The organism is Maritalea mobilis (genome assembly GCF_004363175.1).
Taxonomy (GTDB): Bacteria; Pseudomonadota; Alphaproteobacteria; order Rhizobiales; family Devosiaceae; genus Maritalea; species Maritalea mobilis.
The window spans coordinates 1,552,663-1,574,964 of sequence record NZ_SNYR01000001.1; the positions used below are offsets into that span (position 1 = coordinate 1,552,663).

The following is a 22,302-nucleotide window of genomic DNA, read 5'->3' on the forward strand; positions in this document are numbered from 1 at the left end:
GTAAACTGGCTAGCTATGTCTGCGACCTTTCTACGACAAACAATGGCTTTGAGCACGACCAACTTGTGCTAAATTACCCATTACTACGGAGCGCCCGCAAAACAGGCCTCGACAATCTGGCAAAGGTTACAAAATGCTGTCGCATATGAATTTCAGACAAAAGATCCTCGCCCTTGCCACCCTGCCGCTTATCTTGGCCATTCTGGCCATCACCAGCTTGGTGACCTGGCAATCCAGCGAATTGTCCAAACAGGGCATCACCGCGTTTGAGCAATCCATGCTGGCGGCAAAAGAGGCGGAGCTGAAAAATTATATCGAACTGGCGATGACCGCCATCGCCCCCTATTATGGCCCTGCTCGATCTGATGACGAAAATTCGAAACAGCGCGTTATCAGGATTTTGCAAACCCTCGAATTTGGCGAAGATGGCTATTTCTACGTATATCATTACGACGGCACCAACATTGTGCACCCGCGCCAGCAATTCCGCATCGGCGAAAACTGGGCAGACCACCCAGACGTTGCAGCGCTAATCACCGCGGCAAAAAATGGCGGCGGGTTCCACCGCTATGTGTGGGAGAAGCCGTCTTCCAGCGAACGCTCCGATAAAATTGGCTATGCCGTGGGCTTGGATAAATGGCAATGGATGGTCGGCACTGGCGCCTATATTGACGACATTCTGGCGCAAACTGCTGCCGCCAATCAAAGCCTAAGCGACCGGGTGAACCAAACCTTTTTCTGGGTTGCCCTGATCACCGTGCCAGCGGTTTTTGCTGTGTTTGGCACCGGCATCGTGCTCAATCTGCGCGAGCGCAAAATGGCTGACACCAAATTGAAAGAACTCACCCAGCGAATCGTGGACACACAAGAAGAAGAACGCACCCGCATCGCCCGCGAACTGCATGATGGCATTTCGCAAAATATGGTTGGCGTGCGCTATGTGCTCGACCTTGCGCAAAGGCAGGCGCAAAAAGGCACCGCAAATGCCTTGGCCACCATTGAACATGGCGCCGAAGCGCTCAATGCAGCCATTAAAGAAGTGCGTCGCATCTCCCACGATTTGCGCCCGGGCATTCTTGATGATTTGGGCCTCACCGCGGCGCTTGAAGCCCTTACAGGCAATTTTGCCGAACGCACCAACATTCATGTTGAACTCAAAAGCGTGGCATTCAAAAACCTATTGCCCACAGACGCCAAAACCGCTGTTTATCGTGTAGCGCAAGAAGCGCTAAACAATATTGAGCGGCACTCCGGCGCCACTAAAGTGTTGCTACAGCTCAAAAGCACCAAAGCAGGGCTGGAAATGCACATCACCGATAATGGCTGCGGCTTTTCCAATCTGTTGGAGGCGCGCCGAAAATCAACGCGCGATATTGCCCCGCAGCGCACAGGTCTTGGCTTACGCAACATGCAGGAGCGGATGGAGCATTTTGGCGGCACGCTGGACATAAAAACAACTCAAAATGGCACCCATCTAATTGCCAAACTGCCGTCTTCCATTTATCTCACCCATGAGAAAGAACAGGAAAAAGACGCGGCACAAGCCGATCTAAAAGAAGCAACGAGTGCATAGATGAGCCGATCCACCCCCATCAAAATCATCCTGATTGATGACCACCCATTGGTTTTGGAAGGCATCCGTTCCGTGCTTGAAACCTACGCGCATATTGAAGTGGTCGGCGCGGCTTCGTCTGCCAAGCAGGGCCTAAAAATCGCAACGGCTAGCAAACCTGATGTGGTGTTGATGGACATTAACATGCCGGAAATGAATGGCATTGACGCGATTGAGGTGTTTAAGGAGCAATTGCCCCACACCCGCCTTTTGATGCTGTCCATGCACGATAGTCGGGAATATATCTCAACCTCCACCATGTATGGCGCCTCCGGCTATTTGTTGAAAGACGTGTCGACAGACGAAATCGTTCATGCCATCGAAACGGTAGCCGCTGGCGGCACATATTTTTCCACGGGCGCTGCACAGGCATTGATGGCGGATAAGCCAAAATCAGACATTGAAACTCCGCTCACCACGCGGGAACAGGCCGTGTTGTTGCTGGTCGCCGAAGGTGTATCCAATCGCGAGGTCGCCGAAAAGCTAGACATTTCCGTGCGCACGGTTGAAACACACCGCAAAAATATCAAGAAGAAGCTTGGCATTTCCACCACCGCAGGCCTCACCAAATATGCCATCTCAAACGGCCTAATTGGCTAACCGCATTTCTGCTAGAGCCGCGTAAACACCAAATAAGCATGAGAAATATGCGCGGCTAGAAAGATGCCTGCCAATCCCCAAAAATAGAAATGGGGCCGCGCCAAACGCCCAACCATAGATTGGTTGCCCATCATGCCAATTCCCAATAGCCAGATTGCTGGCGTATAGGCAGGCGCGAGAAACCCAAGCGCACTAGTGGCCCACCAACCCGTTGGGTTCAGCACGATAATCCATTGGCAAGCCACGTAAAGGCTAATGCCAATCACATAGATCCATAGGCCCAATCTCTGGCGCGGTGTGCGCCAACTCATCAACATAATGACCGAAAAGCTTATGGTGGCAATGCGAGCAACATTTTCAACCATGCCAAGCAAAACTGGAATATCCCGCCAGAAAAACTCTGGCTGATAGGCAGAGCCAAGCTTTGGCCAAAAGGCAAAACTTGCCACAAGCGGCGGCACCCAAAGCCAAATACAACTTCTTAAAAATGTCCGCAGCACATTCATGGTTTCCGCCCTCGCCTTGGGCAACCTAACGCAATTCACCCGCGCACCACATGATATGCATCAAATAAAAAAGCGGGCTCGAAAGCCCGCTCAAGTTTGCACTCTTAGGGATAGAATGCTTAGTCAGCCAAATATGTAGAATTGTTGGCGCCTTCAACAGCGTCTTTAAACTGGTTCAAAAGCGCTACGCCTTCTTCACCCAACTCTTCTTCCACATGCTTCAACACAGCAGGTTGCGCCGCTGCCTTGAACTCTTCACGCGCTTCAGCAGAAAGCGCGGTAACTTCAATTTTGTCCATCAAACCAGCCAAACCACGGTCAGACGCTTCAATGATGCGGCTCAAACCACGGCTCGCAGTCACGCAGCTTTCAGCCGCATAATTCACAACGCGCTGCTCATCTTCGCTCAAGCTGTCCCAGAATGATTTTGACATCATAAAGGTGTAAGGCGAGAACAAGTGATTGGTCAGTGTCATGTAGTCCTGAACCTCAGAGAAGTTCGCGAAGGAGATGATCGGCACAGGGTTCATCTGCCCGTCGATCACGCCAGTTTGCAGGCCTGAGTAAACTTCACCCCAAGACAATGGATAGGCTTCGCCGCCCATCGCTTGAATGATTTTTTGGTGAGAAGGCAAAGTCATGGTGCGCACGCGGATACCTTCAAAGTCTTCCAATTTTTCAATCGGACGCTTTGAGTTGGTGATCGCGAAGAAGCCACCTGTATCTGGGAAGCCCAAAACTTTTGTATTTGGAATAGTGGCTTCAATGTCCGAAGCAAGTGCAGTGCCGAACGGGCCATCAAACACTTCATATGTCGCTGCATTGTGGTCGAAGGCAAATGCCAAGTTCAACACGTCGATGCGCGGATAGTAAGATGAAATCGCGCCAGTTGATGTCAATGTTGCTTGCACCACATTGTCTTGAATGAACTGCACATGCTCAGCAGCAGAACCCAACTGGTTAGAAGGGTAAACCTCAACCTTGATCGAGCCATTTGTATCCGCTTCAACAATGTTGGCGAAAACGGCAGTACACGCATGTGCTGGGTTTTCAAACGGATCAGTTTTATTGTCATGGGCAAATTTCAGGATTTTGGTGTCCGCAAATGCCGAGCTCGCTGCGCCAACAATTGCCGCGCCAAGTGTCAATCCAAGTGCCAATTTTTTCAAAGTCATTTTTCACTCCCTTTAAAACGCGCCCAAAGTTAAGACGGCGGGCGCAAACCGTTCGCTTTAAGCAGTCCCTGCCCTAAGCAAATCCAAGCATGCGCGGCATCAGCAGCGCCAAATCTTCGAAGAAGGCAAACACGAACAGCACCGCCACTTCCGCCAACAAGAATGGCCAAAGCTTCGCGGTTATGCGTTCAAGTGGTTCGCCGGTTACTGACGACAAAACAAACAGGCACGCGCCTACAGGCGGCGTCATGAGCGAGATGTTGAGCGCCAGCACAAAAATGATCCCTGCATGAATAGGCTCCAGCCCAATCGCAGCGGTCAGCGGCACCAACACCGGGGCCAAGATGATCAAGATCGCAGTGATGTCCATCACCATGCCGATCAACAACAACAAGCCAATGATCAGGGCAATCACCACATAGCGGTTGTCAGAAAGCCCCAAAATGGAGTTGGCCACCATTTGCGGAATTTGATTGAAGCTGAGATACCAGCCAACAATTGAGGCAAAGGCGATGATCACGAAAATCACACCTGTAACCCGCGCTGTGCGGATCAGCATCTTCACCATATCGTCCATATTGATCTTGCGATAAACGAACGTGCCGATAAACAAAGCATAACCAACAGCAATAGACGCCGCCTCTGTCGGGGTCACAATGCCCCCCAAAATACCGCCCAAAATGATGATCGGCATAAACAGTGCCAACAGCGACTCTTTAAAGGTCGCCCAGATTTGCGGCAGCCGCGCCCGCTCTTCGCTTTGCGGCAAATTGTTTGCCCGCGCACCAATGGCGATCACCGCCATACAAACGGCACAAATGATCAAGCCAGGCAGCAAACCGGCGGCAAACAAACCACCAATGGAAACCCCCATCAAGGAGCCATATACAACCATCAAGCCAGAAGGCGGAATGGTCGGCCCGATAATGGACCCAGCTGCTGTCACAGCGCAGGCATAATCCCGCCGATAGCCACGCTCCACCATGGAAGGCACCAAAGTTTTCCCGAACGCTGCCGCATCCGCCGTTGCGGACCCGGTTAACCCAGCAAAAAACACAGAGGCCAACATATTCGTGTGCGCCAGTCCGCCACGGAAATGACCAACCAGCACTTGCGCCAACATCACAAGTCGAGAAGTGATGCCTGTATGGTTCATAATTTCACCCGCAAGGATGAAAAACGGCATCGCCAAAAACGGAAAAATATTGAGGCCGTTGAACATTTTGCCCGGGCCAAGCGCAACAAAATTGTCGCCGCCAATTTGATAAAGCCCAATCACGCCAGCAGCGCCAAGCGCAAAGCCAATCGGCAACCCAAGAATAACCAAACCAACAAAAGCGAGAGCAATAATCATTATTCAACCATCCCCTCGGAGTTTGGCACCACCAGTGCACCTTGATCTCTGATCGCAACAAGAAGTGTTTGAATGGCGCAAATTGCGGCCGAAACAGGGATGGCAGCAAACGGGATCAACAAGGTCATGCCAAAGATCATAGCCTGACGATTGCCCCCTGTTTGGGCGAAGCCGATGCCGTACCAGAACACATAGAAGAACAGTAAAAACGTCACCAGATCGAGCCCCAAGAGCACAAAGCGACGGATCGAATGAGGGACTTTTGAAATCAGGGCATGCAAGCCAATATGCTCGCGCCGCGCAATTCCCGCTGAAATCGCCAACATTGCAGCCCAGATCATCAAATAGCGGGCCACAACTTCTGGCCACGGCAACTGCCAGTGAAAAATGTAGCGGTCAACAACGCCGATCCACACATCAAGCACCAATAGCGCCATAAGGATCGCTACAAAGCGCTCAACGCCCCAATTCAATGCTGTGCTCAATCGCGCTGCGATAGCTGACATCCACACTCCCCCTTGCATAATGTAGTAAAACTACAAATATGGGATAAAAAACGCGTTGTAAAGCGCATTTTTTGTAGTTTAATATCAAACATAAGGATAATTGCCGTTCAAACTGGCGAATCATGTTTCTTACTGAGGAGGAGAATTTGCGGGTCTCGGCCCGCAATTTTTGAGACATATTATGGGCGATACAGCATTGGATATTATTTCGCAGATACGTCAGAAGGACGGCAGCTATAATGCGCGTGAACAGCGCGTAGCCAGCTACGTACTGAAAAATCTGGAACAAGTCAGCGACATGTCAGTGGCCAGCCTAGCGGCGGCTTGTGAAGTGTCAGAACCCACTGTCATTCGATTTTGCCGCACTTTGGGTTGCACCGGCTATCGCGATTTCAAAATTCGCTTAGCGCAGAATGTGGCGGTGTCATTGCAATATCTAGTGTCTGGCAACGAGGCGGATAATCATCAGAAAAACCTGATCGATCAGGTTTTCCAAACCTTCTATGTCACCGCCAATGTCGCTCGCTCTCAATTAGACCAAGACAAGATTAAAACCGCCGCAGGCCTTATCAATGCGGCACAGAAAATCATTTTCTGCGGCGTTGGTGGCGGGTCCACCACTGTGGCTTTCGACGCCGCAAATCGCTTTTTCCGGCTAGGCTTTGCCGCCAACGCAGTCTCAGACGCCTATTTGCAGCGCATGCACGCCGCCACGCTCACAGAACAAGATGTTATGGTGTTTATTTCCGCCACGGGCTTACCGCGCTCAAACATTGATAGCGCCAAAGTTGCCCGGCAATATGGGGCAAAAACCATCGCACTCACCAAGCCAGAATCGCCATTGGCCCATGCGTGCGATCTCACCATCGGGCTCAGCCTGCCTGAAGATCCCGATATCTATAAGCCGACCGCCTCGCGCTTGGTGTTCTTGGCCACCATCGACATTCTTGCCGCCACCGTGGCGCGTCAAAGGCCGGAACACACAAAGGAAAATCTGCGCCGCATCCGCTCAAGCCTCACCGCCTTGCACGGCAACACTGGCCCGCAACCCGTAGGCGACTAGTTTATATGAAATTTTAGGCGCAAGCTGCTCGAAGTCGCGCCTTTTGCTCGTCCGTTAAGCCGCTTTCCACCCGCGCCAAATTGTTGCGCGAGGCAATGATGGTGGCCGTCGGGTCAATTGTAGGGCGCCCAAACAGATAGCCTTGGAAATAGTCACACCCAACACCACGCAACAACGTGGCCTGCGCTTCGGTTTCCACCCCTTCCGCTGTTGTGGCAATGCCCAGCGTTTTGGCCAAACCAACCACACAGCTCACCACCGCATCATTGGCAGAATCTTCGCCAATCCGATCAACAAAGCTTTTGTCGATTTTCAGTTTGCTGATTGGCAGTCGCGTCAAATAATTCAAGCTAGAATAGCCGGTGCCGAAATCGTCCATCGCCACCTGCACACCCAGCGCACGTAGTGCCTTAAGGTGCCCAACAACGCGCTCTGTGTCATAAACAAAAACGCCCTCGGTGATTTCCACTTCCAAGCGCTGCGCCGCCAGCCCCGTCTGCTCCAACACTTTAACAATATTTTGCACAAATTCTTCGCTGCGCAGCAAAACAGGTGAAATATTCACCGCCACAATCATATGATTTGGCCAGTGCAACGCCGCGCTACAGGCTTTAAACAACATCTGCTCTGTCAGCTGCCCAATAAGCCCAGTGCTTTCTGCCAGCGGAATAAACACACCTGGGCTTACAGCCCCCAAACGCGGATGCGGCCACCGGGCCAACGCCTCAAACCCCATCACTTGGCGGTTAGACGACCGCACCAGAGGCTGAAACGCCACTTCCAAGGCCTGCGTTTCCAGCGCAACTTCCAACTCGCGCTGAAGCAAAAAGCGTTCATCCTGCGCCGCCTGCATTTCAGGAGTAAACTCAACAAACTGTCCGGTGCCTTTGGCCTTGGCCTCATATAGCGCCAAATCTGCGCATTTGGTCAGCCCGTCAATGGTCTTGCTGTCTTGCGGGCAACGGGCGCTCCCCGCGCTCATGGTTGCCGTAAACCGCACATGATCGGTCGTGATGTGCCGATGCATAGCCTGATCAAATCGTTCGGCCATATCCGCAGGCTTTAGTGGACCATCCGCCCAACAAATCACCACGAACTCATCGCCCGACAAGCGATAGACCTGCCCCAATTTGCCAAAGGTTGCGCTCAACCGTTTGGCTGCGACCACCAGCAAGCGATCCCCGGCCTCATGGCCATAAAAATCATTGACCTGCTTAAACGCATCAACATCAAGGCTGATCAGGTTGAAATTGCGATCTTCCCACCGCGCCTGCTGCAAAGCCGCTTCAATATCGCGTCTAAACTTTCGTCTATTGGGCAACCCGGTCAGTGGATCGTAGTCGGCCAAATGGATCGCATGCCGCTCCGCAATGCGCCGTTGCCGCCCCCAATAAGATAAAAGCGCCAACACAAAAAAGGCCAAGATCACCAAAACAAAAGAGGTCATTTGCGAGGAGACCTGCACCCCGCGCACCATCAATTGACCCACTTGATGGCGATCAATCTCAATGCTCACCACCCCGCGCGACATACCCAACCGCTCTAGCGGAATAATCACCGCCAAGGGCGAAGGCGCGCCCGTGCTGCTAACTTGCGGCAACTCAAAAATACGCGTACGCCCATCGCGGATAGAAGCACCAACCTCTTCTGCAAAATCTTTATTTTGCAAATCCCGCATCAAAGGCTGCCCGCCAGCAATCGTAAGTTGGCCAAAGCGCGTGAACACTGCATAACCCGTCACCGAGCCAAAATGGCCTGACTGGTCCATGTCAAAAGGATTAAAACTGGTGGGGTAACTCTCGTCTGAAACTTCAGACTTCACCACAAATTGCTCCACCAAATATTCAATGATGTCGTGCCGTGGCGGTGCCAGTTCGCCCGGCAGGTCAAATTCCATGCGCAAAGACAAAGCTGACTTGCGCGCCAATTGCTTGGCGTCCAAATCACTCAGCTTTTGCACCAACAAAGGTGACATTGAAGATGCAAAAAACACCAATACGCAAAACGCACTGACAATAGAAATAATTGTAGCGACAAAACCCCAACGGCTCATCTATGCGTCCAAAAATTTGTAAAACATCAGTTTCAAAACCTGATCCAAACTTATTACATAAGTCTTTACAAATATGGTTTTGCTCTTATTTTTCAGCTATTTAACTAAAAGCATAATTACAAAATAAAAAGGCGCGTCCAAGCCGGACGCGCCTTACCCCTAGGCTCTCTTATTCTTTGGTGCCCTGCTATTCTGCAGCGGTCACTGAGTCTTCAGCCTTAAGCACGCCACGTTCGATCTGCTCGCGTTCGATAGATTCAAACAAAGCGCGGAAATTGCCTTCACCAAAGCCCTCATCGCCTTTGCGTTGAATAAACTCAAAGAAGATCGGGCCGATAACGGTTTTGGAGAAAATCTGCAGCAAGATTTTGGTCATGCCGCCGTCGATCACGCCTTCACCATCGATCAAAATGCCGTGCTTCGCCATGCGATCAAGCGGCTCATCATGGCCATTCACGCGGTCGTAAGACATGTCATAATAAGTCTTTGGTGGGCCAGGCATGAACTTCAATTCATTGTCAGCCAATTTGTCGGTGCAATCATAAATATCGTCGCAACCCACAGCGATGTGCTGAATGCCTTCACCTTTATATTTCTTCAAATATTCTTCGATCTGGCTGGTATCGTCTTTTGACTCATTCAGCGGAATGCGGATTTTGCCACAAGGCGATGTGATCGCACGGCTGGTGAGGCCAGTGATGCGGCCATCAATGTCGAAGAAATGGATTTGAGTGAAGTTGAACAAATCGCGGTAAAAGTCCCACCATTTATCCATATTGCCACGGAACACATTGTGGGTCAGGTGGTCGAGATAATAGAACCCAACACCCTCTGGCTTTGGATTTGCTTCGCCAATCCACTCATAATCATGCTCATAAGCAGAGCCCTTCTCACCATATTTCTCAATGAAATACAGCAAAGAACCGCCAATGCCCAAAATCGCTGGCGCATCGATAGATTTGTCGTCGCCTTCATAAGGCTCGGCACCATTTTTCACGGCATGGTCAAACGCATGTTGCGCATCAACAACCCGCCACGCCATGGAAGGCGCGCAAGGGCCGTGCGCCTCAACAAAGCGACCGCCAAAGCTGTCTTTTTCGCCGTTCAAAATATAGTTGATGTCGCCCTGGCGCCAAACTGTGATGTTTTTGCTCTTGTGCTTCGCCACAGGCGTATAGCCCATCTTGGTGAAAAGCGCTTCAAGCTTTTCAGGCTCATCATGGGCAAACTCTACGAATTCAAAGCCGTCTGTGCCGGCTGGGTTTTCGTCAGTAATTTTCGCCGGAGGCGCGTCATGTGGAAACGGACCCATTTGTCTCTCCCTATCAAAATTGTCTGACGATTATTATGGCGCATGGCGAGTGCAATGTGCTTGCGATTTCATCGCCCCACATCTATTATTTGCACAAAACACGCACAAAAATGCCAAGAAACGCACAAAATGAGCGAACTCGATAATTACGATAAAAGAATCCTCAGCCTTTTGCAGCAAGATGCGCGGCTCACCAACAATGAGTTGTCAGAACGCGTAAATCTCAGCGCATCCCAATGTTCACGTCGTCGCGCCCGGCTGGAAGAGGAAGGCATCATCTCCGGCTATCATGCCCATCTGGACCGGGATAATCTCAAACTGGGCATCGTCACCATCATCAATGTGACGCTGGCCACCCACAACCGCGACAACGCCAAACGCTTCGCCGCCCTGATTTCAGATTTGCCGGAAGTATTGGAAGCCCACGCCTTGACAGGCGAAATGGACTATTTCATCAAAGTCGTCGCCCCAGACCTGAACGGTCTCCGCCAATTCGTCAACGACGTCCTCCTGCCGCACGAATCCGTGCAACATGTCAAAACATCAATTGTTTTGGAAACCTTAAAAGAAACCAGTGCACTGCCCATTTAAATGACCGTAAAGCCCCCTGCCCTTTGAAATCGGGGCAGAGGGTTAAGATCATAGGGCGATGGCAACATTTAGGCCGCTGCCGACCGCACTGTCTTGTGCGTCGAGCCTGACTTATTCAGTCGGAACACATCGACAATGCGGTCCAACTCCTGTGCCTGAGTTTCGGTTTGGTCGATTGCCGCATTTGTTTCTTCCACAAGGGCAGCATTATGCTGAGTCATTTCGTCCATTTGCCGCACGGCAGCGCTCACCTCGTCAATTGCGGCCGCCTGCTCTTTGCTTTCTTTCGCAATTTGCAGGACTATATCATTGTTGGAGCGGGCAAAACCAAGCATTTCCTCAAGTTTTTGCGCAGCATCGGCCACCAATTTTGAGCCATTTGAAACTTCATCTGCGGATTGGCTGATCAACTCTTTTACATCAGCAGACGCTTCGGCGGCTGATTGCGCCAAACGCCGCACTTCAATGGCGACCACCGCAAAACCCTTGCCGGCTTCCCCCGCCCGCGCCGCTTCAACCGAAGCATTCAGCGCCAACAGATTGGTCTGGAATGCGATATCGTCAATCAACCCAATAATGTTTGATATTTTTGAAGAGGATTGGGTGATGCGTTCCATGGCCGAATTGGCCTTGTCCATCACCTCGCCACTTTCTTCTGCAGTGCGCGCCACCTCTTTTGAATTGCCGGTGGCCTGTTCAGCACGGCTGGCATTATCCATCACGGTGGCCGCAAGCTGTTCAATTGCGGCGCTGGTTTCTTCAATCGTTGCGGCCTGGCGCGTTGTCCGGTCACTTAGATCATTGGCACCCGCCAGAATCTCGCCTGTGGCAATGCGCTTGAGGTCACCTGCAATTGCCCAATCACTTCGGTCAATCGGTCAGCCACATGGTTGGTGTCATGCTTCAATTTCGCAAACGCACCGCTGTAATTGCCTTCCACACGCAAGGTGAGATCAGTATGGGCAAGGGCCGCCAGCACAGTCCCGGTTTCCCGCAACCCGCGCTCAACATTGCTCACCAAATTATTGACACCCCGCGCCAAATTGTTCAATTCGTCATCGGCAAATTTCGCCTCAACCCGTTGGGTAAAGTCACCCTCTGCCGCGCCGTCAACGACATCACCAAAAGCGGCCTGCAACTCGCACATCATTTCCGCCCGCTTCTCCCGGTCGCGCGCTTCCATGGCCTCTTTTTCTTCATTCATGGCTCGCATCGCAAAGCCATTATCGCGGAACACGCCGATTGACTTGTTAAGTGCTGCCAATTCATACCAGCGGGATGTGCCCAATTTAGGCGCATCCAAATTGCCTTCTGCAATTTGAGTGGCCACATCGGCAACCTTGCCCAATTTGCGCAGTTGCACAACAAACATGGCCACAATGCCCAGGCTGGCCAAGGCCAAACCAATATGGCTAAGCAAATCAATATTGGTGCGCAACGCTTGCTGCGCCAGCACATCATCCCGTGCCGCCACCACAATGTCGCGCTCGGCTGCTGTGAGGGTCTTGATTTCATCCACCATCCGATCAATGGCCTCGCCCATGGCAGCAGCCACACCGTCAAACTCAGGCATCAATTTATTGCCCACCTCCGGGCCCCCATCAATATAACCTTGGGCCATTGTTTGACCCACGCGATAAAATGGTCCGAATGCCTGCTCAACATTATCAAGGGAGGTTAGAACACTATCCGCCTTAAACTTTTGCGCCAATGCGCGCGCAATCGCTAATTTTTGCTCAAATTCCTGCGCATATTTTGCAGCTTCATCAAAGCCGTCATTTAACCCATCCAGCCCCCGCGTGGCTGAAATATCGGTCAGCCATTGCTGCACCTGAATCACATCAATCTTGATATCCTGCACCGTGACAGCAATTTCCTCTGCCGTGACCAATGTATCAATGCCCTCATCAAGCGACCGCTCGATCTGTTGATCAACATTTGAGGCAAGTTGGGCAATAAACAGGGTCACCGCAACAACCCCGACCACCAAGGCACCAGCAATCCCCGTAACTAGATTGGTTAGTTTCATCAAATTTCTCCAACAATGCACGCAGGCAAACCACCCCGCATTCTAGGAATCATAGGCATGAAGGGGTAAAAAAGCATTAACTGCAAATGGAAAGCACCAAGCAAATGCGAGCAGGCGTGCGGCCAGCTTGGCAAAAACGTGCGGCAACTGCACGACGCCGTTCAACCGGTGAAAACATCAATCATTTTGGCAACCCTAAAAGACACTAGGGTGATGGCGGCTTTGCGAAAGGCACGAAGGGTCAAATATGGTACAGCACCTCGCCTTGCCATTTCCGAACCCCTTGATATAAAAGACGTTTATCGAATGGAGGATGGTGATGGGACATATATAGGGGTTAAACTTGGTCGTGGCACTAACGATGCTAACGTCCTTACCCACCACTGCGATGGCGGCATGTGCAAATGGGCGCTGCTGGGGCGCAGTGGGCGCTGGGCCTGGCGGCGCCTGGGGCACCGCATATGACTTCCCCTCTCAAGAAGCAGCAGCGCGCGCGGTACAGAATAGTTGCGAGGGTGATTGCACCATCATCAAGACATTTTACAATAGCTGTGGTGCCATCGCGCAAGGCGACACCGGTGGATGGGGCTGGGCCTGGCATACATCCAAACAGGAAGCCCAAAGCCGCGCCATTGCCTATTGCGTCCCCAATGACCGCAATTGCCGCATTGCAAGCTGGGCCTGCACATCCCGATAAATAAGTGGCGACCTGCCGTTTGATCGTCATTCCCGCGCAGGCGGGAATCCAGTCAGGGTTTTCCAAACCCCGAGACCTCTCAGCTCTATTGAAATTCACATCTGGATCCCGGACGAAATCCGGGATGACCGCTGCGTCGTGCGGAAGGCCCATTGGTCAAAATGGGCACGCTACCCCTTGGGCGCAAATTGATCCGGATGCGCGGCTTGAAACGCCGGGTGCCGGTTGCAATTTTCTTCAACCGCCAAAATGCGTGGCATGGCGGTTAAATCCACCTCCCAGCGGCGCGCATTGTATAGCTGCGGCATAAGGCAAATATCGGCCATGGTCGGCACATCGCCAAACGAAAAGTCGCTGGGTGCATTTTGTTCGAGCATGCGCTCATAAGATGCCAGCCCTGCCCCAATAAATTTATGGAACCATGCCACAGGCATTTCATCAGGCTTGGCGGCAATTGATTTGGCAAAGGCCGCAACGCTCAAATTGCACACGGGATGAATATCCATCGCGATGGCATGCGAAAGCGCGCGCACCCGTTGCCGATCCAACGGCGTGGCGGGCAGCAATCCCACTGCGGGATGCATTTCATGCAAATATTCGATGATGGCCACAGACTGGGTCATCATATGTCCGTCAATCTCAAGGGCAGGCACAAAGCCTTGCGGGTTCCGCGCCAAATGCGCTTCACCCTTATGCTCGCCCTCGAGCAAATTGATCGACACGCTGTCAAAATCCAGCCCGCACAGCCCCAAGGCAATGCGCACCCGATAGGCAGCGGAAGAGCGCCAATAATCATAAAGCGTAATGTCAGACATATTGGCGCTCCCTTACTTAGCCGAACTTGACGATTTTCTGATCAATCGCACCGAAGATAGATGAACCATCATCATTCTTCATTTCAATGCGCACCTGATCGCCAAATTTCATAAAGGAGGTGCTCGGCTTGCCCTCATCAATAGTTTCAATCATGCGGATTTCCGCAATGCAGCTATAGCCCAAACCACCGTCTTTCACGGGCTTGCCCGGGGTGCCATCACTATCTTTGTTCGACACAGTGCCAGAACCGATAATTGCCCCAGCCGCCACATGGCGGGTTTTGGCCGCATGCGACACCAATTTCGGGAAATTGAACGTCATATCAACGCCCGCATTGGCTTTGCCGAAAGCATCACCATTATAATGCACCAGCATGTCTCGATGCACTTTGCCATCATTCCAGTTTTCGCCCAACTCATCTGGGGTGATCGCGACGGGGGCAAAGGCAGTTGCGCCTTTAGATTGGAAAAAGCCGAAGCCTTTCGCCAACTCGCCGGGGATCAAGGCGCGATAGCTCACATCATTGAGCAGCACCAGCAATTTGATTTTGTCGGCCGCCGCTTCGGGAGAAAGTCCCATTTCCAGATCGTCGCAAATCACGCCAATTTCGGCTTCCATGTCGATGCCCCAATCTTCAGAGCCGACTTCAACATCATCATGGGCACCCAACATGGCATCAGCCGCGCCCATATACATGAGTGGGTCTTCCCAAAAGCTCGCGGGCAATTCAGCGCCACGGGCTTTGCGCACCAATTCCACATGGTTCACATAGGCTGAGCCATCGGCCCATTGGCTTGGATTTGGCAATGGCGCCATCGCTTGATGCGGATCAAAATCTTTGCCTGCCACATCGCCATCATTCAATTGATCAGAAAGGGCTTGCAGCTGCGGCGCGTGCACGTCCCAATGGTCCAGCGCTTCGCGCATGGTGCCAACAATTGAGCTTGCGGAGATATATTTTTTCAGGTCGCGGCTCACCACAACCAATTCGCCATAACGCGTTTCGTTTTTTAATGTTGCAAGCTTCATTATTCGTCCCAATCTCCTTCTGGTGTGCCGTTAAAGTGCTTTTTCAAGCCTTTCCAGCAATCAATATAATTGTCCTGAATGGTCTCAAGATTCGCGCCATATTCTGTGAGTAGCTGCGGGAACCTTGTTTCAAACATAAAGGCCATCGTATTTTCAAGTTTCATGGGCTTAAGCTCTGAATGTGTCGCTTTTTCGAAGCCCATTGCATCTGGCCCATGGGGCAGCATCATATTGTGCAGGCTCATCCCGCCTGGCACAAAGCCTTCTTCCTTGGCATCATATTGACCATGGATCAGCCCCATAAATTCAGACATAATATTCCGATGATACCAAGGCGGCCGGAACGTATGTTCCGCCACCATCCAGCGCGGCGGGAAAATCACAAAATCGATATTCGCCGTGCCTTCTTCGCCTGAAGGCGCCGTCAACACGGTGAAGATTGACGGATCAGGATGATCAAACAAAATCGCGCCAACTGGCGAATAAGTTGAAAGATCATATTTATACGGCGTGTAATTGCCGTGCCAGGCCACCACATCTAGCGGCGAATGGCCAATCTCCGTGCGGTAAAATTTGCCACACCATTTCACATACACAGCACAATCTGTTTCTTTTTCTTCAAAGGCGGCAACTGGGGTTTTAAAATCCCGCGGGTTGGCCAAGCAGTTTGCGCCAATCGGCCCCCGGTCTGGTAGCGTGAATTTCGCGCCATAATTTTCGCACATATAGCCGCGGCTGGCACCATCAACGCCAACTTTGAAAATCATGCCCCGTGGCAACACGCAAATTTCACCCGGCGCCACGTCCATTTTGCCCATTTCAGTGAAGATGTGCAGCGTGCCCACTTCCGGCACCACCAGCAATTCAGCGTCCGCATTGAAAAAGTGATCATCTTCCATGCTTTTGTTCGCCACATAAACATGGCTGGCCATGCCCACTTGGGTGAACACATCGCCCGCCGTGGTGATGGTGCGCACGCCTTCAATAAAAGTGGTTGGCTCGGTTGGCATGGGCACAGGGTCCCAGCGTGTTTGGCCAATCGGCATTTCGCAATCAGGATTGTGCGGTGCTGATTTCCAATAATCCAATTTCACCGGCTTAAACCGTGTGGTGTGCCGCACACTTGGGCGAATCCGATAGAGCCAAGAGCGCTCATTGGTGCCACGCGGCGCAGTGAACGGAGAACCAGACAATTGCTCCGCATAAAGGCCGTATGCGCACTTTTGCGGGCTATTTTGCCCCTGTGGCAGAGCGCCGGGCAATGACTCGGTTTCAAAGTCGTTGCCGAAACCAGGCATATAGCTTAGTTGATTAGACACACTGTTAACCTTATCATTCATGATTGACGGTCTCCATTTAAACTAAAAATTTGTTGCATATGTAACGATGGACTATGTAACTAACAATAAGGGGAGGAACAAAATGGACCAGAACAACATCAGTGAGGCGGTTTTACCGCTGGAAAAATTCATCGCCTATCGTCTCAACCAAGCGGCTGAAAAAGTATCGCAGCGATTCGCTCTAGAATATAAAAAGCGCTACGGCATGACCCGTCCTGAATGGCGGACTTTGGCGACTATCGGGCAATTTGGCAACATCACCGCCAAAGAGATTTGCCAACATTCATCCATGCACAAAACCAAAGTTTCACGCGCCATTTTCACGTTGGAACAGCGCCGTTGGCTCAAACGCACTGTTGATCAAAACGACCGTCGCGTTGAACATTTGGAGCTCACCACGCAAGGCCAAAAAGCCTATATGGAACTATCGGACGTGGCCCGCACCTTCCAAGATCAAATTTACGGTGCACTTGGTGCCGCCAACACAAGCGCACTCGAAACCAGCTTGGAAGCAATCGAAACACTTATTGATCCACAATAAATTAGTATAACGCAAAGCCCTGTCGGCGTGAACCGTCCGCCGGCAGGCATATATGTTTGTTTCCTTATTTTAAACAATTGCCATAATAATTCTGTCACGCGACCGGACATAATAGCGCCGGGTTCATCTCACATTAAGATGCACGCGATAAGCCGGAAAAAACAAACAAAGAGGTCCCTATGTCACGCGCAGCAAATAAATTTGGTTCGCCCTTTAAAGCCTATGATGTGCGCGGCATGATCCCGACCCAAATCAACACGCCATTTGCCTATCGTTTCGGGCAGGCCGTTGCCGCCCACCTTGCGCCAAAGCAAGTAGTTGTTGGCCATGATATGCGCATGGATAGCGGCCCACTTGCCGCAGCATTGCAGCAAGGCTTGCAAGATAGCGGCGTCAATGTACACCCGGTTGGCCGCTGCGGCACAGAAGAAGTTTATTTCCACACCGCCCAAATGGATGCAGATGTGGGCCTAATGGTCACCGCCAGCCACAATCCAGATAGCTATAATGGCATCAAAATCGTGCTCAAAGGCGCCACCGCCGCTACGCAGGAAAACACGCTCGGCCCGCTGGAAAAACTGGTGATGGGCGACAGTGAATTTGAAGCGGTGACCACCTATGAAGCCCGCGGCAAAGCGGAACCAACTCTGGACCGCAATCTATATATTGAACGCTTGCTAAAACAGATTGATGGCATTGACCTTAAGCCGCTCAAGATTGTTGCCCATGGCGGCAATGGCTGCGCGGGACCGATCATTGATCTGCTTGAACCACATCTGCCTTTCGAATTTATCAAGGTCGATAATGAGCCAGATGGTCGCCTGCCCAATGGCATCCCAAACCCGCTTCTGCCCGAAAAGCGCCAACGCGCTGCCGACGCGGTTAAAGCCCAAGGCGCAGATCTCGGCATCGCGTGGGACGGCGATTTCGACCGCTGCTTCTTCTATGATCACGAAGGCACCTTCGTGGAAGGCTATTATCTCGTCGGCCTAATCGGACAAACCCTTGTGCGCCAAAATGGCGGCGGCAAAGTTGTTTACGATCCGCGCCTCACTTGGAACACCATTGACCAAATTGAAGCTGCTGGCGGCACCCCCATTGCCTGCCGCACTGGTCACACTTTCTTCAAAAAAGTCATGCGCGACAATGATGCCATTTACGGTGGCGAAATGAGCGCGCACCACTATTTCAAAGACTTCGCTTATTGTGACACAGGCATGTTGCCGTGGCTCACCATCGTGGCCGAAATCTGCCAGTCCGGCACCAGCCTGAAAGATATGGTCGCGGCCCGCATTGAAAAGTTCCCCTGCTCCGGCGAAATCAATTTCACCGTTGAGGATGCACCCACAACTATCAAAAAGATCGAAGACGAATTGGCCAGCAAAGCCAATCAGGTAGAAGATATTGATGGGTTGGGTTTGGTGTTTGACGAATGGCGTTGCAACATCCGCGCCTCAAACACAGAGCCGTTGCTGCGCCTCAATCTCGAAACACGGGGCAACACAGCGCTTCTGAAAGAAAAAACGAATCTGCTATCCAGTCTCATTCGCGGCTAAATCCCACCGCGCACCTGTCAGTTCTTCTGACACGTTCCACAAACGGGCGGCAGCTTCCGCATTGCCCGCCGCATGCGAGATCGGCGTCACACCTACAGGGCCGGAAAGCCCTCGCATTTTGGTTGGGCCATAAAACAGCCCCGGCTGCGCCTCCGGATCAGTTGCCGCCAACACTTGCGACTTTGCCCCATGGAATGGTGAATGGGCAAACAAAACATTCATCACTTCCAGCCCCATACGCGTCAAAAAGCTTGGGCCGGTGCGCTGCAAATTGGTTGCCGCATAGCCGGGATGGCACAAATAACCACAAGGCTCTCGCCCTGCGGCAGAAAGCTTGCGGTTAAGCTCCAAAATAAACATGATATTGGCCAACTTGCTTTGACCATAGGCGCCCATGGGCGTGTAATTCTCATGCCAATTCAGATCATCAAAGTTGATCGCCTCACCGCCCCAACGGTGCGCCACTGAGGACACGCTGACAATACGCCCATCCGCCTTTTTGATCAGGTCAAACAACAAGGCCGAAAATAGAAAATGCCCAAAATGGTTGACGCCCATATGCAGCTCAAAATCATCTTTGGTCAGCACACGCTTGGGCACCATCATCAGGCCAGCATTATTGATCAACCCATCCAGCTTTTCGTGCCAGCCCGTAAACCGTTCCGCCGCCGCACGCACTGAATTGAGGTCAGCCAGATCCATCAATTCATATTCAATCTTCGCGTTAACGCTACGAAACTCCGCCAGCTCGCTGACAGCTTTTTCCGCCCGTCCCTCGTGACGGCAAAAAATCGTCACATGGGCATTGCGGCGGATCAACATCTTCGCCGCCTCAAATCCTAACCCGCTATTTCCCCCGGTAATGGCATAATGTCGGCCCGCCAAATCCGGCACCCGACCATAATCCCAGCCCTTCTTGCCAAACGGCAAAAGCTGCGTGCTCATAATATATCCTTTAACCCCAACTGCGCCGCCGCAGACCCAATTGAAAATCACAAAATCATTGAGATCAGTTTTCCACATCTGCTCTGCGATTGGCAATCATGAAATGAATGGCCGAAATTCACCCATGGGTAGCGCAGCGATAAGGAACTTTTTCAAGCAGATAGCGTTGTTTAAGTGAGAAAGGAGGGTGCCATGACCGACAAGAAAAAGAATAATAAGCGCACTCAAGAAGAAATCGACGACCAGTTGGATGATAGCTTTCCCGCAAGTGATCCCCCATCTTGGACGCCGGGCACAACAAAAGAAGCGGATGAAGAAGCGAAGCTGAAAAAATCCGACCAAAGCAAAAAATGATGCGCTAGCGCTCACATGTCGATTGCGAAAACGCGCATATTCCCTTTGAAAACGGCCATCGCCCGCTGGTGGAACAATGACCCGTTCACCCAGAGTGCGGCGGTGGCCTATTACACCATTTTCTCATTTCCAGCGCTGATCATTTTATATTTGGGACTGGCGTCCATCTTTATGCAGGAAGATGCGGTGCGCGGCCAAGTGTTCGGATTCTTGCGCGCCAATTTTGGACAAGATGCCGCTGAAACCTTCCGCACCATTGTGGCCAACACCGCCCCGAGCGAGCAAAGCTTGTTGCCCTTCATTTTTGCCGGCTCCGTTTTGATCTACGCTGCCCTAAGGCTGTTCCTACAATTGCAAAAAGCCCTCAATTACATATGGGACGTGGACGACCGAGAAGTCTCAAACTTCCGCGCTCTGATCTTGCGGCGCTTTATATCCTTCGCGGTGATGATTGGCGTACTGTTCGTACTGGCGATTTCGCTTGTGATCACATCAGCGATCAGCTCGCTTACCGATTGGCTGATTGACCATTTGCCAGATATGTTTGCCGTGCTTGCCCACAGCATCAATCTCACCCTGTCGCTTATCATCATCTCACTCTTGTTCGCGGTGATCTTACGCATGCTGCCAGATAAACTGATCAGCTGGGCGCATGTGCTGCCGGGCGCACTGCTGGCCGCCACTTTGTTTATGATCGGCGAATATGGCATGGGGCTATATTTCAGCTGGGTCGAACCCGGCTCCGCCTATGGCGTTACAGGTTCGATCATTTTGCTGATGATTTGGGTGTTTTATTCCAGCGCAGTTTTCCTGCTCGGCGCAGAATACGCCAAAACGCTGCACCAGAAATCACTGGTACACAACAAGCATAAATGACGGGAAAATTGGTTGCGGGGGCAGGATTTGAACCTGCGACCTTCAGGTTATGAGCCTGACGAGCTACCGGGCTGCTCCACCCCGCGACAAAGTCATGAAAATCAACATTGTTTCGAATGCTCAATGTCAATCAAAGACAGCGCCTATATAGGGGGGATTCTTCCGTTTGTGAAGGGTTAATGACAGAATATTTCAAAAAAAATTTCGGCAATTGCCTTTATCGCGACTTGCACAGCATTTTCGCTCTAGTTTAGGCTATATTATCCCTGCGAAAAAAAGAGAAATCATATGAAATTCAATCGACTCGGGCGCACCGATATCAAGGTGAGCGAAATCTGCTTGGGCACCATGACCTGGGGCCGACAAAACACCGAACAAGAAGCCCATGAGCAAATGGATTATGCTCTCGATCAAGACATCAACTTCTTTGACACAGCAGAGCTTTATGCGGTGCCAACCACAGAAGAAACCCAAGGCCTAACCGAAGAATATATTGGCACTTGGTTCAAAAAATCCGGCAAGCGCGACAAAGTGGTATTGGCCACCAAAGTTGCGGGCGAAGGCGTGCCATGGATTCGTGATGGTGAACCCATCACAGGTGGCGCCATTCGCCGCGCGGTAGAAGGCAGCTTGTCCCGGCTGCAAACGGACTATATCGACCTCTATCAATTGCATTGGCCCAACCGCGGTCACTACCACTTCAACACAGGTTTCGATTACGATCCAAGCAATCAAGATACCGCAAGCGAAAAAGCCAATATGCTTGAAGTGTTGGAAACATTGGATGCATTGGTGCGTGATGGCAAAATCCGCCATGTGGGCCTGTCAAATGAAACGGCTTGGGGCACCATGCAATATCTGAATTTGGCAGAAGAGCATGGGCTGCCACGCATGGTTTCCATTCAAAATGAATATGGCTTGTTGCGGCGCTATTTCGACCATGATTTGGCCGAAGTTGCGCACCACGAACAAGTAGGGTTGTTGGCCTATTCTGCTTTGGCTGCTGGCGCAATCTCCGGTAAATATTTGGATGGCAATGTGCCCAAGGGCACCCGTGGTGATTTGGTCAAAAGCACCATCTATCGCAATTCAACACATTCTGAGCCTGCTATCCGCGCCTATATGGCGCTGGCTGAAAAACATGGTTTGGATGTGTGCCAAATGGCGCTGGCCTTCTGCCTCACACGACCATTTATGACCTCTGTGATCATTGGGGCCACCAGTATGGAACAGCTTAAGACCGACATCGCGGCCAAAGATGTTGAGCTTTCAAAAGAAGTGATGGATGGCATTGCCGAAATCTACCGGCAATATCCAATGCCAATCTAGGCTGGCTGCTCGTCACGA

22 protein-coding genes and 1 tRNA gene are annotated in these 22,302 nt (G+C 51.5%); 10 read left to right on the top strand and 13 right to left on the bottom strand.

Annotation, left to right across the window (positions count from 1 at the left end):
- The first annotated feature begins 145 nt into the window (after window positions 1–145).
- Both ATL17_RS07445 and mctR read left to right on the top strand, forming a co-directional pair.
- On the top strand, window positions 146–1,573 hold the full coding sequence (locus ATL17_RS07445) for a cache domain-containing protein (protein ID WP_133572104.1): 1,428 nt from the start codon (window positions 146–148) through the stop codon (window positions 1,571–1,573).
- Window positions 1,574–2,212 (top strand): two-component system response regulator MctR, encoded by a 639-nt coding sequence (gene mctR, locus ATL17_RS07450; protein WP_133572105.1) that lies wholly within the window; start codon window positions 1,574–1,576, stop codon window positions 2,210–2,212.
- A gap of 11 nt (window positions 2,213–2,223) precedes the next feature.
- On the opposite strand, the gene ATL17_RS07455 is transcribed toward mctR, so the two are convergent.
- From ATL17_RS07455 to ATL17_RS07470, 4 genes are all read right to left on the bottom strand, one after another.
- Window positions 2,224–2,718 (bottom strand): hypothetical protein, encoded by a 495-nt coding sequence (locus tag ATL17_RS07455; protein ID WP_133572106.1) that lies wholly within the window; start codon window positions 2,716–2,718, stop codon window positions 2,224–2,226.
- Window positions 2,719–2,837: 119 nt separating this feature from the next.
- On the bottom strand, window positions 2,838–3,893 hold the full coding sequence (locus ATL17_RS07460; protein ID WP_133572107.1) for a TRAP transporter substrate-binding protein: 1,056 nt from the start codon (window positions 3,891–3,893) through the stop codon (window positions 2,838–2,840).
- A 73-nt stretch (window positions 3,894–3,966) separates the two neighbouring features.
- A complete protein-coding gene (locus ATL17_RS07465) occupies window positions 3,967–5,247 on the bottom strand; it encodes a TRAP transporter large permease (RefSeq protein ID WP_133572108.1) in 1,281 nt (426 codons plus the stop codon).
- Window positions 5,247–5,753: a TRAP transporter small permease gene (locus ATL17_RS07470; RefSeq protein WP_133572109.1), complete on the bottom strand. Its 507-nt coding sequence runs from the start codon at window positions 5,751–5,753 to the stop codon at window positions 5,247–5,249. The genes ATL17_RS07465 and ATL17_RS07470 overlap by 1 nt, the downstream gene beginning before the upstream one ends.
- 181 nt (window positions 5,754–5,934) lie before the next feature.
- Between ATL17_RS07470 and ATL17_RS07475 the strand changes: the two genes are divergently transcribed.
- A complete protein-coding gene (locus ATL17_RS07475) occupies window positions 5,935–6,816 on the top strand; it encodes a MurR/RpiR family transcriptional regulator (protein WP_133572110.1) in 882 nt (293 codons plus the stop codon).
- Between the two features lie 13 nt (window positions 6,817–6,829).
- Here the strand turns inward: ATL17_RS07475 and ATL17_RS07480 are convergent, their stop codons facing one another.
- Both ATL17_RS07480 and hppD read right to left on the bottom strand, forming a co-directional pair.
- Window positions 6,830–8,869: a putative bifunctional diguanylate cyclase/phosphodiesterase gene (locus ATL17_RS07480; protein WP_133572111.1), complete on the bottom strand. Its 2,040-nt coding sequence runs from the start codon at window positions 8,867–8,869 to the stop codon at window positions 6,830–6,832.
- A 187-nt stretch (window positions 8,870–9,056) separates the two neighbouring features.
- Window positions 9,057–10,181: a 4-hydroxyphenylpyruvate dioxygenase gene (gene hppD, locus ATL17_RS07485; protein WP_133572112.1), complete on the bottom strand. Its 1,125-nt coding sequence runs from the start codon at window positions 10,179–10,181 to the stop codon at window positions 9,057–9,059.
- Between the two features lie 129 nt (window positions 10,182–10,310).
- Between hppD and ATL17_RS07490 the strand changes: the two genes are divergently transcribed.
- A complete protein-coding gene (locus ATL17_RS07490) occupies window positions 10,311–10,772 on the top strand; it encodes an Lrp/AsnC family transcriptional regulator (RefSeq protein ID WP_133572113.1) in 462 nt (153 codons plus the stop codon).
- Between the two features lie 68 nt (window positions 10,773–10,840).
- Here ATL17_RS07490 and ATL17_RS17050 read toward each other — a convergent pair whose 3' ends face one another.
- Together ATL17_RS17050 and ATL17_RS17055 are read right to left on the bottom strand one after the other, a co-directional pair.
- Window positions 10,841–11,491: a methyl-accepting chemotaxis protein gene (locus tag ATL17_RS17050; protein ID WP_246028644.1), complete on the bottom strand. Its 651-nt coding sequence runs from the start codon at window positions 11,489–11,491 to the stop codon at window positions 10,841–10,843.
- A 74-nt stretch (window positions 11,492–11,565) separates the two neighbouring features.
- Entirely contained in the window at window positions 11,566–12,801 is a 1,236-nt protein-coding gene (locus tag ATL17_RS17055) for a HAMP domain-containing protein (protein ID WP_246028645.1), read from the bottom strand.
- 361 nt (window positions 12,802–13,162) lie between these two features.
- Here ATL17_RS17055 and ATL17_RS07500 point away from each other — a divergent pair, with 361 nt between their 5' ends.
- Window positions 13,163–13,498 carry a DUF4189 domain-containing protein gene (locus ATL17_RS07500; protein ID WP_133572114.1) on the top strand — a complete coding sequence of 112 codons (336 nt, stop codon included), beginning with the start codon at window positions 13,163–13,165 and terminating at the stop codon, window positions 13,496–13,498.
- 170 nt (window positions 13,499–13,668) lie between these two features.
- Here the strand turns inward: ATL17_RS07500 and maiA are convergent, their stop codons facing one another.
- From maiA to hmgA, 3 genes are read right to left on the bottom strand one after another with little or no spacing between them, the layout of a single operon-like run.
- The gene (gene maiA, locus ATL17_RS07505; protein WP_133572115.1) at window positions 13,669–14,313 is read right to left on the bottom strand and encodes a maleylacetoacetate isomerase; all 645 of its coding nucleotides are present in this window, start codon (window positions 14,311–14,313) and stop codon (window positions 13,669–13,671) included.
- Window positions 14,314–14,329: 16 nt separating this feature from the next.
- A complete protein-coding gene (locus ATL17_RS07510) occupies window positions 14,330–15,343 on the bottom strand; it encodes a fumarylacetoacetate hydrolase family protein (RefSeq protein ID WP_133572116.1) in 1,014 nt (337 codons plus the stop codon).
- Window positions 15,343–16,683 carry a homogentisate 1,2-dioxygenase gene (gene hmgA / locus ATL17_RS07515; protein ID WP_133572117.1) on the bottom strand — a complete coding sequence of 447 codons (1,341 nt, stop codon included), beginning with the start codon at window positions 16,681–16,683 and terminating at the stop codon, window positions 15,343–15,345. The genes ATL17_RS07510 and hmgA overlap by 1 nt, the downstream gene beginning before the upstream one ends.
- A gap of 97 nt (window positions 16,684–16,780) precedes the next feature.
- Between hmgA and ATL17_RS07520 the strand changes: the two genes are divergently transcribed.
- Window positions 16,781–17,224, top strand: a complete 444-nt coding sequence (locus tag ATL17_RS07520; RefSeq protein ID WP_425462421.1) for a MarR family winged helix-turn-helix transcriptional regulator — start codon at window positions 16,781–16,783, stop codon at window positions 17,222–17,224.
- Between the two features lie 179 nt (window positions 17,225–17,403).
- Complete coding sequence (locus tag ATL17_RS07525) at window positions 17,404–18,780, top strand: phosphohexomutase domain-containing protein (protein WP_133572119.1); 1,377 nt, start codon at window positions 17,404–17,406, stop codon at window positions 18,778–18,780.
- Here the strand turns inward: ATL17_RS07525 and ATL17_RS07530 are convergent.
- Window positions 18,757–19,725 (bottom strand): oxidoreductase, encoded by a 969-nt coding sequence (locus ATL17_RS07530; RefSeq protein WP_166638928.1) that lies wholly within the window; start codon window positions 19,723–19,725, stop codon window positions 18,757–18,759. The genes ATL17_RS07525 and ATL17_RS07530 overlap by 24 nt on opposite strands.
- A gap of 192 nt (window positions 19,726–19,917) precedes the next feature.
- On the opposite strand from ATL17_RS07530, the gene ATL17_RS16885 reads away from it, so the two are divergent.
- On the top strand, window positions 19,918–20,079 hold the full coding sequence (locus ATL17_RS16885; protein ID WP_166638929.1) for a hypothetical protein: 162 nt from the start codon (window positions 19,918–19,920) through the stop codon (window positions 20,077–20,079).
- A 15-nt stretch (window positions 20,080–20,094) separates the two neighbouring features.
- Window positions 20,095–20,955 (top strand): YihY/virulence factor BrkB family protein, encoded by an 861-nt coding sequence (locus ATL17_RS07535; protein ID WP_133572121.1) that lies wholly within the window; start codon window positions 20,095–20,097, stop codon window positions 20,953–20,955.
- Between the two features lie 9 nt (window positions 20,956–20,964).
- Here the strand turns inward: ATL17_RS07535 and ATL17_RS07540 are convergent.
- A tRNA-Met gene (locus ATL17_RS07540) sits at window positions 20,965–21,041 on the bottom strand.
- 202 nt (window positions 21,042–21,243) lie between these two features.
- On the opposite strand from ATL17_RS07540, the gene ATL17_RS07545 reads away from it, so the two are divergent.
- Entirely contained in the window at window positions 21,244–22,284 is a 1,041-nt protein-coding gene (locus tag ATL17_RS07545) for an aldo/keto reductase (RefSeq protein ID WP_133572122.1), read from the top strand.
- Window positions 22,285–22,302: the final 18 nt, after the last annotated feature.

Coding starts and splice junctions, on each gene's coding strand:
- mctR (WP_133572105.1), top strand. CDS start 1,574: ATGAGCCGATCCACCCCCATCAAAATCATCCTGATTGATGACCACCCA.
- ATL17_RS07470 (WP_133572109.1), bottom strand. CDS start 5,753: ATGTCAGCTATCGCAGCGCGATTGAGCACAGCATTGAATTGGGGCGTT.
- ATL17_RS07545 (WP_133572122.1), top strand. CDS start 21,244: ATGAAATTCAATCGACTCGGGCGCACCGATATCAAGGTGAGCGAAATC.
- ATL17_RS07445 (WP_133572104.1), top strand. CDS start 146: ATGAATTTCAGACAAAAGATCCTCGCCCTTGCCACCCTGCCGCTTATC.
- hppD (WP_133572112.1), bottom strand. CDS start 10,181: ATGGGTCCGTTTCCACATGACGCGCCTCCGGCGAAAATTACTGACGAA.
- ATL17_RS17055 (WP_246028645.1), bottom strand. CDS start 12,801: ATGAAACTAACCAATCTAGTTACGGGGATTGCTGGTGCCTTGGTGGTC.
- ATL17_RS07475 (WP_133572110.1), top strand. CDS start 5,935: ATGGGCGATACAGCATTGGATATTATTTCGCAGATACGTCAGAAGGAC.
- ATL17_RS07525 (WP_133572119.1), top strand. CDS start 17,404: ATGTCACGCGCAGCAAATAAATTTGGTTCGCCCTTTAAAGCCTATGAT.
- ATL17_RS07460 (WP_133572107.1), bottom strand. CDS start 3,893: ATGACTTTGAAAAAATTGGCACTTGGATTGACACTTGGCGCGGCAATT.
- ATL17_RS07455 (WP_133572106.1), bottom strand. CDS start 2,718: ATGAATGTGCTGCGGACATTTTTAAGAAGTTGTATTTGGCTTTGGGTG.
- ATL17_RS07510 (WP_133572116.1), bottom strand. CDS start 15,343: ATGAAGCTTGCAACATTAAAAAACGAAACGCGTTATGGCGAATTGGTT.
- ATL17_RS16885 (WP_166638929.1), top strand. CDS start 19,918: ATGACCGACAAGAAAAAGAATAATAAGCGCACTCAAGAAGAAATCGAC.
- ATL17_RS07535 (WP_133572121.1), top strand. CDS start 20,095: ATGTCGATTGCGAAAACGCGCATATTCCCTTTGAAAACGGCCATCGCC.
- ATL17_RS07480 (WP_133572111.1), bottom strand. CDS start 8,869: ATGAGCCGTTGGGGTTTTGTCGCTACAATTATTTCTATTGTCAGTGCG.
- ATL17_RS07530 (WP_166638928.1), bottom strand. CDS start 19,725: ATGAGCACGCAGCTTTTGCCGTTTGGCAAGAAGGGCTGGGATTATGGT.
- ATL17_RS17050 (WP_246028644.1), bottom strand. CDS start 11,491: ATGGATAATGCCAGCCGTGCTGAACAGGCCACCGGCAATTCAAAAGAG.
- ATL17_RS07490 (WP_133572113.1), top strand. CDS start 10,311: ATGAGCGAACTCGATAATTACGATAAAAGAATCCTCAGCCTTTTGCAG.
- maiA (WP_133572115.1), bottom strand. CDS start 14,313: ATGTCTGACATTACGCTTTATGATTATTGGCGCTCTTCCGCTGCCTAT.
- ATL17_RS07465 (WP_133572108.1), bottom strand. CDS start 5,247: ATGATTATTGCTCTCGCTTTTGTTGGTTTGGTTATTCTTGGGTTGCCG.
- hmgA (WP_133572117.1), bottom strand. CDS start 16,683: ATGAATGATAAGGTTAACAGTGTGTCTAATCAACTAAGCTATATGCCT.
- ATL17_RS07500 (WP_133572114.1), top strand. CDS start 13,163: ATGCTAACGTCCTTACCCACCACTGCGATGGCGGCATGTGCAAATGGG.